Consider the following 13,635-nt stretch of genomic DNA (forward strand, 5'->3'; position numbering starts at 1 on the left):
GCGTCGGGTGGGCATGCCACCATCGTGCGGGCGGAGACTGGTGATACGAGATCAAGAAGAGACGATGAATCAGCAGGGCGTGCACCCCGATGACGCGGAGGGCACCTCTGAGGTCTCGTCGCGCCCGGCCACCGCTGCCGCGGACCGCAGCGCCGACAACGACACCGCCGAGAAGACGTCCCGCGCACAAGACGCGCACAAGAAGACGCGCGACAGCGAGCACCACCCGGACAAGGGGGCGCACGAGAGCAAGCCTCCCCGGGCGACGGACGCCGAGCGGCGGACCGCGCCGGACGAGGGCTGTGGCGACATCGGCAACGACGAGGTCGAGGGCGACGAACCACTGCTCCCCGCGCGCGTGCACCGCCCTTCCGATCTGATGCGCCTCCTGGTGGGCGTACTCGCGATCATCGTGCTGCTCGCCGTCGCCGCCTTCGCTCACGGCACCACCTCGGGGCTCGAACAGGACATCAACAAGGGCACGGGGCAGGCGCCCGATCAGCTGATCAAGTTTGCGGGTCTGGCGTCGAGCATCGCGATCCTCCTGGTGCCGGTCGCCTTCGCGATCGAGCGGCTGATCAAGCGGGACGGGCTGCGCATCGCCGACGGCGTCCTCGCGGCGGTCCTCGCGCACGGTGTAACTCTCACCACAGACCTGTGGGTCGCCAGGGCCGCCCCGCTCTCCATCCAGGAGGCGCTCACCCAGCCCTCCCCCAGCGACATCCACGTCCTGACCGACCCGGTGCACGGCTACCTCGCACCTGTCATCGCCTATATGACAGCCGTGGGCATGTCACGCAGACCGCGCTGGCGCGCCGTGCTGTGGGTGGTGCTGCTGCTCGACGCCTTCTCGATGCTGGTCACCGGCTACACCACGCCGTTCTCGATCATCTTGACGGTGCTGATCGGCTGGAGCGTCGCGGCGGGGACGCTGTACGCGGTCGGCTCACCGAACGTGCGGCCCACCGGGCGGACCTTGATGGCGGGCCTGCGCACCGTGGGATTCCGCCCCGTGAGCGCGGCCCGCAGGGACGCGTACGACACGGCGGACAACGGCGACCGCGGACGGCGCTACTTCGTCACGCTGGAGGACGGCCCGCCCCTCGACGTCACGGTCGTCGACCGTGAGCAGCAGGCCCAGGGCTTCTTCTACCGGCTGTGGCAGCGGCTGACGCTGCGCGGGATCACCACCCGCCGCAGCCTGCAGTCGCTGCGCCAGGCGCTGGAACAGGAGGCGCTCCTCGCGTACGCGGCCATCGCGGCGGGCGCCCACGCACCCCGGCTGATCGCGACCTCCGAGCTGGGCCCGGACGCCGTGATGCTCATCTACGAGCACACCGGCGGCCGCACCCTCGACCAGCTGGCCGACGAGGAGATCACCGACGAGCTGCTGCATGACACCTGGCACCAGGTGCGTTCGCTGCAGTCGCGGCGCATCGCGCACCGTCGACTCGCCGGCGACGCCATCGTGGTGGACCGTTCTGGCACCGTCGTCCTGACGGATCTGCGCAGCGGCGAGATCGCGGCCGGCGACCTGGTGCTGCGGATGGACATCGCGCAGCTGCTGACCACGCTCGGGCTGCGGGTCGGTGCCGAACGGGCGGTGGCGGCCGCGGTCGGCGTGCTCGGCCCGGACGCGGTCGCCGACTGTCTGCCCCTGCTGCAGCCGATCGCGCTGACGCGCTCCACGCGCGCAACGCTCAGGAAACTGGCCCGGGAGCGGGCCCACCGCGAACGGGAAGCGGTCCTGGAGGCATCCCGGCAGGCCAAGCCGGCCCGTCTGGACGAGGCCCGTGAGACCAGCAGCAGGGTCGCCCCCGACAAGCCCGACAAGAAGGCGGTACGCGCCGAGCAGCGGGCCGAGAAGCGGGCGATCGACGAGGCGATCGACGAAGCGCGCGAGGAGGATCTACTCACCCAGATCCGCCACCAGGTGCTCCGGATCCGGCCGCAGGCGCCCGTCCAGCCGGCCCGCCTTGAACGGGTACGGCCACGCACACTGATCAGCTTCATCGCCGGTGCCATCGGCGCGTACTTCCTGTTGACGCAGCTCACCCACATCGAGTTCGGCACACTGTTCGCCAACGCCAAGTGGGGCTGGGTGGCGGCGGCCGTGTTCTTCTCCGCGCTCAGCTACGTCGCGGCGGCGATGGCGCTGCTGGGGTTCGTGCCCGAGCGGGTGCCGTTCCCGCGCACCGTGGCCGCGCAGGTCGCCGGATCGTTCGTGAAGATCGTGGCGCCCCCGGCGGTCGGTGGTGTCGCCCTGAACACACGCTTCCTGCAGCGGGCCGGCGTGCGGCCGGGGCTCGCGGTGGCGAGCGTTGGCGCGTCGCAGCTGTTCGGGCTCGGCTGCCACATCCTGATGCTGCTGTCGTTCGGCTATCTCACGGGCACCGAGAAGACACCGTCCCTGTCGCCGTCCCGCACGGTCATCGCCGGCCTGCTGACGGCCGCGGTGCTCGTCCTGGTGGTCACGTCCGTGCCGTTCTTGCGGAAATTCGTCGTCACGCGCGTGAGGTCGCTGTTCGCGGGTGTCGTGCCGCGCATGCTCGACGTACTGCAGCGCCCGCAGAAGCTGGTCACCGGCATCGGCGGCATGCTGCTGCTGACCGCGTCCTTCGTCATGTGCCTGGACGCCTCCATCCGGGCGTTCGGATACGAGGAGAAGGCGACGCTGAGCCTGGCCAGCGTCGCGGTCGTCTTCCTCGCGGGCAACGCGCTCGGCTCGGCGGCCCCGACCCCGGGTGGCGTGGGCGCGGTCGAGGCGACGCTGACGGTCGGCCTCATCGCCGTCGGCCTGCCCAAGGAGGTCGCGGCGCCCGCGGTGCTGCTGTACCGGCTCCTGACGCTGTGGCTGCCGGTGCTGCCGGGATGGCTGTTCTTCAATCACCTGACACGCAAGGGCGCGCTCTAGCCAGCTCGCGGCGTCCGGTGCTGGGGGCACCTCCCTCGCCCTTCAGGCAGTGGGGGAGCATCGCAAGGCGGAGCACATCACCCGCGTACTGGATGTACTCGGGTGATGCGACAACGCGGCGGTGGGGGCCCCTCCCGCGCTGGGGGTCCCCCCGCTCGAGCGGAGCCGAGAGTGGGGGAGAAGCCGAGCGTGGGGGAGAAGCCGAGCGTGGGGGAGAAGCCGAGCGTGGGGGAGCCGTGCCGGGCGTCGCGAGCCGGTGAACCCTTCCGTTCACAGCACTAGGCCCTGCACGGGGTACCGAGCTGGCGCGCCCTCACGCGTACGGGCGTGTGTGCGCCCCGGGAACGGAACTCACCCGCACGGGCTCGCGCCCCGAGCGTCCCGCCCTGTGTGGCCACACGATGGGACCATGCCGAACCCTCCCCGGATCCGCGCCACCGCTCTGACCGCCGCCGCCGTCCTTCTGCCCGCACTCATCACCGGCTGCGCCCGTGACCCTGGCCTCGTGCAAGGGGGTCTGCTGGGGCAGATGCTGAACTGGAAGGACTGTCCGGTGCCTTCCCAGTCCGAGGGCGGCGGCAACGCCCCCTCTCCGCTGCCGAACGGCAGCCGGTGGCAGTGCGCGACCATGAAGGCACCCCTGAACTGGGACGACCCCAAGAGCGGCACCATCGACATCGCTCTGATCCGGGTGAAGGCCAGCGGGGCCCCGAGTCGGCGGATCGGCTCCCTCGTGTTCAACTTCGGTGGCCCCGGCGGCTCCGGCGTCACCGCGCTGCCCGCCTTCGCACCGGCCTACGCGGCCCTGCGCACCCGCTACGACCTGGTGAGCTTCGACCCGCGCGGGGTCGGCCGCAGCGCGGGTGTGAAGTGCAAGGACGATCAGCAGCTCGACGCGTTCTTCCAGCAGGACGCGATGCCCAGGACAGCAACCGCGCGGCAGGCGTTCCTGAACAGCACCGAGCAGTTCAACAAGGCCTGCCAGCTGCACTCCGGCAGGTTGCTGCCCTACCTGCGCACCACCGACACGGCCCGCGACATGGACCTGATGCGCGAACTTCTCGGCGACCGGAAGCTGTACTACTTCGGTATCTCGTACGGCACCGAACTCGGTGGCGTCTACGCGCACTTGTTCCCCAAGAACGTCGGACGGGCGGTGCTCGACGCGGTTGTCGACCCGACGCTGACGCCGGAACAGGCCTCGCTCGCACAAGCCGGAGGCTTCCAACTGGCGCTCGGCAACTACGCCCGGGACTGCACCGCGAAGAGCGCGGGATGCCCGGTCGGCAGCACCCCGAAGGACGTCGAGAACCGGATCGCCAAACTGCTGAACGACCTCGACCGCAAGCCGATTCCCGGCATCTTCCCCCGTCGGCTGACCCGGACCGCAGCGACCAATGGCGTCCTGGAGGCCCTGTACTCCAAGGACTTCTGGCCCTACCTCACCGAGGGTCTGCAGTTGGCGTACGCAGGCGACGGCAGGCTGCTGATGCTGCTGTCGGACTCGTTGAACGAGCGCAACGAGAAAGGCCATTACAGCAACCTCACCGCCGCGAACGTCGCCATCAGCTGCGCGGACGACAAGCCGCGGTACACCGCCGCCGACGTGAAGGCGAAGCTGCCGCAGTTCCGGGCCGTCTCCCCGCTGTTCGGCGACCTCCTGGCCTGGGGTCTGATCAGCTGCACCAACTGGCCGGTGAGGGGAGCCGTCTACCACCCGGACGTGCACGCGCCCGGTGCCGGGCCGGTCCTCGTGATCGGCAACACCGGTGACCCTGCCACCCCGTACAAAGGCGCGGAACGGATGGTGAACGCGCTGGGCAAGGGGGTCGGCGTCAAGCTGACGTACAAGGGCCAGGGGCACGGTGCGTACAACAGCAAGAACAAGTGCGTGCAGAGCGCGGTGAACCGCTATCTGCTGGAGGGAAACGCCCCGGCGGCCGGCACCGTCTGCTCCTGACCCCGGGCGACCCGGATCCCGACGACGCGACAGGCGCAGCAAAAGGCACAGGTCAGACGGTTATCCACAGGCCATCATGGGCTTGATCCGATCCGCCTACTATGGCCTCACCGCTCTCCGCGGCTCCGTGCGGAGAGCAAATGAGGGGGGTGCGCATGTGGCCTTGCGTGAAATGGACGGCCGCGGGAGTCGCCGCCATGCTGCTGGCGGTCGGCTGCAGCAGCGGTTCGTCCGGCGGGGACCAGGACGAGGGAAAGGGCGGGTCCCGCTCATCGGCGGTGTCACCGCCCGCCGCGTCCTCGGGGCAGCCCGCTTCGCTCACCTCGCAGAAGCTCGACTGGGGCCGCTGCAAGGGCAGGTCGGCGCCGGGGGGCGACTGGCAATGCGCCACGATGAAGGTGCCGCTGGACTGGACGAAGCCGGACGGCGAGACGATCGGCCTGGCACTGATCCGGTCCAGGGCGACCGGAGGCAGCCGTATCGGCTCGCTCCTGTTCAACTTCGGTGGTCCCGGCGGCTCCGGCATCGAGATGATGCCGTCGTATACGAGCACGGTCGCCAAGCTCCTTAAGCGGTACGACCTGGTGAGCTGGGATCCGCGCGGCGTCGGCGCGAGCGAGGGGATCCGCTGCCGCAGCGACAAGGCGATCCAGGCCGCGGAGACGATCGATGCGACACCGGACAACGCGGCAGAGGAGAAGGCCTACCTCGACGACGCCACGGATTTCGGCAAGGGCTGCGCGAAGGCCGCCGCGAAGCTGCTCTCGCACGTCTCGACGACCGACACCGCCCGCGACATGGACCTGATGCGCCAGGTCCTCGGTGATCGGACGATGCACTACTTCGGCATCTCGTAGGCACCGAACTGGGCGGTGTCTACGCCCACCTGTTCCCGAAGAATGTGGGGCGCCTGGTGCTGGACGCCGTCGTCGACCCGACCGCCGACAGCGTGGACCAGGCGAAGAACCAGGCACGAGGCTTCCAGCGGGCGCTGGACGACTACCTCACATCGACGGGTCAGGACCCGAAGCAGGGCTCCCGAAAGATCGCGGATCTGTTGAAGCGGATCGACGCGAAGCCGCTGCCGACGGCGTCCGGCCGCGAGCTCTCCCAGACCCTGGCCCTCACCGGCATTGTGCTGCCGCTCTACAGCAAGGAGGGCTGGCCCATGCTCACCAGCGCGCTCAACGCGGCCGAGACCGGGGACGGTTCCGAGCTGCTTGCGCTCGCCGACCAGTACAACGAGCGCGACGACTCGGGGCGTTACGGCACAACGACGCATGCGCAACGGGCCATATCGTGTCTGGACGACAAGCAGCGGCCGACGCCCGAGGAGACGAAGAAGCTGCTTCCGGAGTTCGAGAAGATCTCACCCGTGTTCGGCAGCTTCCTGGGCTGGGACATGGCGGGCTGGTGCCACGACTGGCCGGTGGCCGGGCAGTTCGAACACCCGGAGGTCAGTGCGCCGGGAGCCGCACCGGTCCTGCTGGTGGGCAACACCGGGGATCCGGCGACGCCGTACGAGGGTGCCCGGAAGATGGCCGATGGACTGGGCAAGGGCGTCGGTGTGGAGCTCACCTGGAAGGGCGAGGGCCACGGGGCGTACGGGAGCGGAAGCGACTGCGTGGACTCGACGGTGAACGCGTATCTGTTGGACGGCACGGTTCCGAAGGACGGCACGGTGTGCTCATGACGCCGACGGGGGCTTCCGGCACCCGCGGTGTCCAAAGCCCCCGCTCGGGCCGTGGGGATCCTCCCGCCCTGTTGATCAAAGGGGGACTGTCACCCTTGACGTCCTCTCCTGCCCGAGGGCAGGAGATTGCGGTCCGCACTGCTACGCGGTGCCACCTCGGGTTCCTGCTTCACCGGCCCTTGCCGCTCTCCGGGGAGATCGGTCTTACAGGGGCCTGCACAGGCGTCACTTTCCGCCCGTCCGGCGGTAGATCCGACAACTCCGTCATCGGATGACGCAATCGTAGCCATGCCGCTGCGGCCCTCCGGGCCGCAAGGGACAAGGGCCTTCACCTCCACCCTGAAGGGTGGAGCAATGGGCAAATGTTCGGTAGCCGAATGCAGTCGCGGCCGAGTGGCCCGGGGCGGCGGGAGTCATCAGGACGCCGGCACCAGGCGCAGAAGGCTTGCGTCCGCGCGTTGGCCTCCCAGCACTCCCGCACTCCGTCGGTGAGGCCGCCCGCGTGCAACTGCCGCACGAACGCCTCGTGCAGCAGGCTGCCGACACCGCGTCCCCAGCCGTTCGGTTCGACACCGATCTGCTGGGCCGTACGAGGCAAGCCGACGCCGGCCAATGCCGACGGAGAACGACAGAAGCCCACGGCGTCTGAGCTGGTCAGAGCCGTGGGCTTCTTCAGGCCCGCTGGTCGGCGGAACGACCGATCAGTAGACCGGCTTGTGCGGCTCGATCTGGTTCACCCAGCCGATCACGCCGCCGCCCACGTGGACCGCGTCCGCGAAGCCCGCCGACTTCAGGACGGCGAGGACTTCCGCACTGCGGACACCCGTCTTGCAGTGCAAGACGATCTTCTTGTCCTGCGGGAGGCTCCCCAGGGCCGCACCCATGAGGAACTCGTTCTTCGGGATCAGCCGGGCGCCCGGGATGGAGACGATCTCGAACTCGTTCGGCTCGCGGACGTCGATGATCTCGATGTTCTCGCCGTCGTCGATCCACTCCTTGAGCTGCTTGGGAGTGATGGTCGAGTCGGCGGCCGCCGCCTGAGCCTCCTCGGAGACGACGCCGCAGAAGGCCTCGTAGTCGATGAGCTCGGTGACGGTCGGGCTCTCGCCGCAGACCGCGCAGTTCGGGTCCTTGCGGACCTTGACCTGGCGGTACTGCATCTCCAGGGCGTCGTAGATCATCAGCCGGCCGACCAGCGGCTCGCCGGTGCCGGTAAGGACCTTGATCGCCTCGGTGACCTGGATGGAGCCGATGGACGCGCACAGCACGCCGAGAACACCGCCCTCGGCGCAGGACGGAACCATGCCGGGCGGCGGGGGCTCCGGGTACAGGCAGCGGTAGCAGGGGCCGTGCTCGGACCAGAAGACGGATGCCTGGCCGTCGAAGCGGTAGATCGAACCCCACACGTAGGGCTTGTTCAGCAGCACGCAGGCGTCGTTGACCAGGTAGCGGGTCGCGAAGTTGTCCGTGCCGTCGACGATCAGGTCGTACTGGCTGAAGATGTCCATCACGTTGTCGGCCTCGAGCCGCTCCTCGTGAAGGATCACGTTCACGTACGGGTTGATGCCCTTGACGGTGTCACGCGCCGACTCTGCCTTGGAGCGGCCGATGTCGGACTGGCTGTGGATGATCTGCCGCTGCAGGTTCGACTCATCCACCTCGTCGAACTCCACGACGCCAAGCGTGCCCACGCCGGCGGCGGCGAGGTACATCAGCGCCGGCGAGCCCAGACCGCCGGCGCCCACACACAGCACCTTGGCGTTCTTCAGCCGCTTCTGCCCGTCCATCCCGACATCCGGGATGATCAGGTGGCGGGAGTACCTGCGGACCTCGTCTACGGTGAGCTCGGTAGCGGGCTCGACCAGGGGTGGCAGCGACACGGGGACTCCGTTGGTCGGTCAATCACTACAGTGGTTCTTCCTGTAACACTGCCACGCCCTTCTTCATTCCGAGACACCCGTTCCGATCCGCGAGACGATTTCGTCCCAGTAGCCGGGCATGGCCGCCCAGGGGTCGGCGCGGCCGCCGCGATCCGCGCGATCGGTGAACCAGATCGTCGCGGCGCCCTGCCAGCGGGCGATGCGCAACGCCTCTTCAAGATGGCCGCGGGGTACGCCGTGCACAAAGTGGCAGAACCGCTCGGGCGAGTGATCGGCGGTCCACTCCGCCACCTGCGACCAGCGGTAGTCGCTCCAGGAGCCGGAGAAGGTGACCAGTTGGTCGGCGTCCTCTGCGTATCCGGGATACGGGTGGGTGCCGTGACCCAGCACGATATGCCCCGGAACGAGAAGTGCACGCAGCGTGGTGACCGTGCGGCGGACCTCGGGGAGCGCGACGCGCTCCGCGGGGCATCGGTCCAGGAGGAAGCCGTCGACCTGGTACCAGTCGAGATACCGGTGCGCCTCGGAGATCAGCTCGCCGAAAGTGCGCGCGCCGTAGGCGAGGTCGAGGTGACCGAGAACGCGTATGCCCGCGGTGTGCAGCTGTCCCACGGCCTGCCTGCAGTGCGGGTCGGACCGTGTGCCGGGGCCTCCGCTCACGTTGAGGACGACCCAGTGGAGTGGGGTGCCCGGGCGGGCGAGAGTGTCCCATTCCTGAGGGGCGACGAGAGGGTGTGCGAGGCCGGGGATGCCGAGCCCCGGGCTCAGACCGGTGCTGGCGGTGCCCGCCGTGGTAGCGGTCAGATGCGGCATGCCGCCTCCATCCAGATGTCGGCGAGGGACTCCTCCAGATTGATCCGGGGCCTCCAGCCGAGCCGGTCGCGTGCGGTGCGCACGTCGGCCTGCTGCCAGCTCCCGCAGCCGTCCGGGTAGGGGTACGCGATCGGGGGTGCGTCCGGTTCGCTGCGGGGGTGGGCGATGGGGGGCCGCACCGCGCCGGGAGGTCCGTCGAGTTCGTGCACGGTGCCGCCGTAGCCGGCGACGCGGGCGAGAACGACGGCCGCGTCACGCAGGCGTACGGCGCGGCCCGAGCCGATGTTGATCACGCCCTGGGCGGCGGAGAGGGCGGCCGCGTGGACGGCACGGGCGACATCGCGTACGTCGACGAAGTCGCGTTGGACGCCGAGGCCGCCGAGTTTGAGTTCGCTGTCGCCGGACTGCATGGCGCGGCGCATGGCCTCGGCCAGGCGGCCGAGCGGGGATCCGGCGGGGGTGCCGGGCCCGGCGGGCGAGAACACCCGGAGCACGACCGCGTCGAGCCCCGAGCCGAGGACCAGCTCGGTGGCGGCGAGCTTGCTGACGCCGTAGGGGCCTCCGGGGCGTGGGACCGCGTCCTCGGCCGTGGAGGAGCCGGGCTGGCTGGGGCCGTACTCGGCGCTGCAGCCGATCTGCACCAGGCGGGCCCCGCAGCCGCTGCGCCGCAGGGCCTCGCAGACGGTGGCGACGGCGACGGTGTTGTGCCGGGTGAGTTCGCGGGCGCCGCCACGGATGGCTCCGGCGCAGTTGATGACGACCCCGGGGTGCACGGCGTCCAGGAAGCGGGTGAGCGCACCGGGGCTGCCGGACGCGAGGTCGAAGCGTACGTCGGCGTCGTCGCCGCGGCCGAGCGCGGTGAGCTGCACGGCCGGGTCGGCGAGCAGGCGGTCGGCGACGAAACGGCCGAGGTATCCGTTGGCTCCGATCAGCAGGACCCTCATCGGGCGGCTCCCGGGGCGGCGTCTCCGGTTCGGGAGGTGATCATCTGGCGTTCTCCTTCAAGGGTGGTGCCGTGGGATGAGAGGGACCCGCGGTGTTGGTTCGCGGGAGCGGTGCGCTCGGGACGTGGACCCGGCCCGGGCAGCGGTTGCGGCTCATGGCGCCGGAGGTGGGGCATGGTCCGCGGCTCAGGGTGATCCGGGCGGCAGGGCATGGGCCGAGGCACGGGTCAGGGTGCGGGTCGCATGGATCAGCAGGGTCAGGGCGGCCAGGGCGCAGACGGCCGTGGGGACGGCGTCAGCGCCCCAGGCATCGGCCAGGGTCTCGACCGGGGTGGCCAGGAACGAGCAGCCGGGGAGGCGGCCGGCGAAGACCGTGGCCAGGGCGGTCGCCTCGATGGCGGCCGCGGCCCCGAGGACGGCAGCCGGAGCGCGCCCGAAGCCATGCACGGTGAGCAGCCGGGCGAGCAGCAGGAGCGCGCCGAGGGCGCCGGTTCCGGCGTACGCGGCGGGCTCGCCGAGCACTGCCCCACACAGCACGAGCAGCGCGCCCAAAGCGCACAGGAAGAGCCCGAACGCGCCCAGCAGCAGCGGTGTGACCGAGGACGCGAACTCCTCCAGGCCGCGGCTGGCGGCGAGTCGGCGGCGGGCGCGTACGGCGAGGAGGCGGGCGCACCAGGCGGCCGGGCCGCAGGCCAGGGCGAGGGCCAGCACGGATGTGGTGGCCGGGGGCCAGAGTCCGTCGGGGCCGCCTTCGAGCGCGGCGCGCAGCAGACCGTCGCCGAGGAGGGCGTAGGCGAGCAGCCAGCACGTCGTCGCGCGGGTGGCGGCCGGCGTGACGTGGGAGGGGACGCGCAGTGGTCCGCGGCCGAGTGCCGTGCGCAGACCGAGCACGACGGCAAGGGCGCCGAGCACAGCGACAGCGAGGCGTACCCGGCCCTCGGTGAGCCGCAGCGCAACGACGGTGGCCGTGCACAGCGCGCCCGGCAGCAGGACGAGGACGGCCCACGCCCAGTGCTCGCGCGGGGCGTCCGCGGGGGCGGGCCGCGGTGGGGACTGGTCCCCGGCACGCGGTACGCGCGCGTACATCTCCTCGGCGAGCGAAAACACGTCCCGGTGGCGAAAGCGTGCGGCGGCCCGGTCGGTCAGGCCGTGGGCCTCCAGGCCGACCGCGATCTCCAGCGGGTCGACGGCCCGCTCGCACAGTTCGTGGTGCCGGTGCATGAGCGCCTTGACCGGGTCGGCGGCGCCGCGGCGGGCCGGCGTCCTGCGGGCACCGTCGTCGGGGTGGTCGGTGGACGCGTACCTCGCGGCGGCGACGCTACGGGGCGCGGGCGTCGTGGAGTCCGCGCCCGCCTCCCAGAGCGGCTCACCGAGCGCGTCCCCCTGCGCGACCTGCACATCCTCCGGCGCCTCGTCCGTATCTGCGCCCGTCGTCGCATGCTCTGCCCGCGTGCTCGTCTCGCCCATCCCCATGAGCCATTCCTCCGAGCGTGCGTCCCAGGCACCGGGGCTGCCCGGGGTGCCGGGGCGGTCCAGTTCTCCCACGTCGCTCATCGCGCGCCCTCCGCCGCCGGGACGGGTTCGTGATGTGACTGATGTGACCCGGTGGTGCGTGCGGGTGCCGTGGCGTGCTCCGGCTCCTCCGCCCAGCGTGGTCTCCCGGTCGGATGGTGCGGCCCGGTCCAGCGGCCGGGCAGGTGCGCCTCCGCCGGCACGCCGAAGGGCAGCGGTTCCCCCGAGTCGTCGACGGGCATCCGCCGTACCGGTGTGTGGGAGACGACCTCCAGGTAAATGCCGTGAAACGCCGCGACGTTCTGCTCGACGGTGAACAGTTCGAGGGCTCGCGCGCGGGCGGCCGCGCCGAGGCGCTCACGGCGCTCGGGGTCGCGCAGCAGCGCCAGGCACGCCTCCGCGAGCGCCCGCGGGTTGCGCGGTGGGACCACGAGCCCCGTACCCCCGATGACCTCGACCACCGCGCCGACGTCCGTGGACACCGTGGCCCGCCCGCAGAGCATGGCCTCCACCAGGCTGATCGGAAAGCCTTCGACGACACTCGAGAGGACGACGACCGCCCCGGCCCCATAGGCCTCCGCCGGGTCGGGCACCGCCGGGCCGCCGATGTCCTCGAAGGACACAGGGTTGTCGCCGACGGCGTGCATGCCTTCGGCCTCGTCGGGGAAGAGCTGCGCGGCCAGTGCTCTGCAGTGCCCGAGGTAGGCGGTGTCCTCGGCGCCGGAGGCGGCCCCGACGATCCGCAGCCGCGCGGTCGGCTCGTGCGTGCGGATCCGTGCGAAGGCGTGGAGCAGGGAGACCAGGTCCTTGGCGGGTTCGATGCGCCCGACCCAGACCAGCGTGTACGGGTCCGCGCCGTCGGGTGACTCGCCGACCTCCGCGAAGCGGGACGTCTCCAGGCCGGGATAGACCGTGCGCAGCTTGGCGCGGTCGGCGCCGCACCGTTCCTGCCACCGGCGAGCGTGGGTGTTGCCGGGCGTGATGCACGCGGCCCGCCGGTACACCTCGGCGGCCAGCCCGCGATGGAAGGCGGCGCGCAAGGTGCGCACCGCGGAGGACGCTTCGCCCGGCACCCCCAGGTAGTACGCCCGCAGCCGGACGCCGTACTCGGTGACGAGCAGCGGAACGCCGGCGAAATGCCCGGCGAGGAGCCCGGGCAGGGCCGCGGCGCCACCCGTCGTGGCATGGCAGAGGTCGACCGCGCCGAGCCCGTCGTCCTCGTACCAGTCGAGCGAGAGGGGGCGCAGCGCGCGTTCGATGTGCGCTGCCACATCGAGCAGATCGGGGACGCGGGCCGTGCGTGCCGCGCGCACGGCGCCCGGCGCACGACTGGCGCTCTCCAGGGCGCGCACAGCGGTCTCGGAACGCAGTGCGCCGATCAGTCCGCCCTCGTCGCGGGCGAGTTCGGCGAGTGCGTAGAGGGCGTTGCCGAAACGGTCCGCCTCGGGGTCGACCGGTACGGACACGCTCCGTGCTGCTGCCGCCTCCGGGGCCGTGCACAGCGCAGCGGCCAATTCCCCGTACGCCTCGGCGAACCGCCGTCGCGTACGGCGCCCGTAGACGACCCCGTCATCGTCCGCGGTCCACAGAGGTGCCGTCCGTACCCGGCTGACCTGCGGCGGCAGCGGGACCCAGCCCTCGGCCTCCTGCCGCTCACTGTGGCTGAACGCGTAGACGTCGAACTCGTGCTGCCCGAGCCCCTGTACGAGGCGGTCGCACCAGAGCCTGGCGTCACCGTCCACATACGGATAACCACCCTCCGTAAGCAGTCCGACGCGCACGAACGCACCCCCGATCTCCCGTGTGAGGAGCCGCCGTTGCGCCGGCGGCTCGCAGCGGGACGAACGTATGCGGACAGGGCGGTGGCGCGACGGACGGTTGTCCATCGCGCCACCAGAAGGGGTGAACGACCGTAACTT

At 70.9% G+C, this 13,635-nt stretch carries 7 protein-coding genes and 1 pseudogene; 3 read left to right on the forward strand and 5 right to left on the reverse strand.

Annotation, left to right across the window (positions count from 1 at the left end; genetic code table 11):
- Positions 1-64: 64 nt before the first annotated feature.
- The 3 genes and pseudogenes from BIV24_RS12480 to BIV24_RS12490 all read left to right on the forward strand — a co-directional run bounded on the left by BIV24_RS12480 (position 65) and on the right by BIV24_RS12490 (position 6,567).
- Positions 65-2,914, forward strand: a complete 2,850-nt coding sequence (locus tag BIV24_RS12480; protein WP_071366328.1) for a lysylphosphatidylglycerol synthase domain-containing protein — start codon at positions 65-67, stop codon at positions 2,912-2,914.
- 409 nt (positions 2,915-3,323) lie between these two features.
- Positions 3,324-4,874: an alpha/beta hydrolase gene (locus BIV24_RS12485; protein WP_071366329.1), complete on the forward strand. Its 1,551-nt coding sequence runs from the start codon at positions 3,324-3,326 to the stop codon at positions 4,872-4,874.
- A gap of 155 nt (positions 4,875-5,029) precedes the next feature.
- Positions 5,030-6,567 (forward strand): annotated as a pseudogene (locus BIV24_RS12490) (alpha/beta hydrolase).
- A gap of 701 nt (positions 6,568-7,268) precedes the next feature.
- Here BIV24_RS12490 and moeZ read toward each other — a convergent pair.
- From moeZ to BIV24_RS12515, 5 genes are all read right to left on the reverse strand, one after another.
- On the reverse strand, positions 7,269-8,447 hold the full coding sequence (moeZ, locus tag BIV24_RS12495; protein ID WP_071366330.1) for an adenylyltransferase/sulfurtransferase MoeZ: 1,179 nt from the start codon (positions 8,445-8,447) through the stop codon (positions 7,269-7,271).
- A gap of 63 nt (positions 8,448-8,510) precedes the next feature.
- Positions 8,511-9,260 (reverse strand): spherulation-specific family 4 protein, encoded by a 750-nt coding sequence (locus BIV24_RS12500; protein WP_071366331.1) that lies wholly within the window; start codon positions 9,258-9,260, stop codon positions 8,511-8,513.
- Positions 9,248-10,204 (reverse strand): NAD-dependent epimerase/dehydratase family protein, encoded by a 957-nt coding sequence (locus tag BIV24_RS12505; RefSeq protein WP_071366332.1) that lies wholly within the window; start codon positions 10,202-10,204, stop codon positions 9,248-9,250. Before BIV24_RS12505 ends, BIV24_RS12500 begins: the two co-directional genes overlap by 13 nt.
- Positions 10,205-10,390: 186 nt before the next feature.
- Positions 10,391-11,758 (reverse strand): hypothetical protein, encoded by a 1,368-nt coding sequence (locus BIV24_RS12510; protein WP_071366333.1) that lies wholly within the window; start codon positions 11,756-11,758, stop codon positions 10,391-10,393.
- Positions 11,755-13,497, reverse strand: a complete 1,743-nt coding sequence (locus tag BIV24_RS12515) for a DUF3492 domain-containing protein (protein WP_079168226.1) — start codon at positions 13,495-13,497, stop codon at positions 11,755-11,757. The genes BIV24_RS12510 and BIV24_RS12515 overlap by 4 nt, the downstream gene beginning before the upstream one ends.
- Positions 13,498-13,635: the final 138 nt, after the last annotated feature.

The sequence above is a fragment of the Streptomyces colonosanans genome (assembly GCF_001866645.1).
GTDB classification, from domain to species: Bacteria; Actinomycetota; Actinomycetes; order Streptomycetales; family Streptomycetaceae; genus Streptomyces; species Streptomyces colonosanans.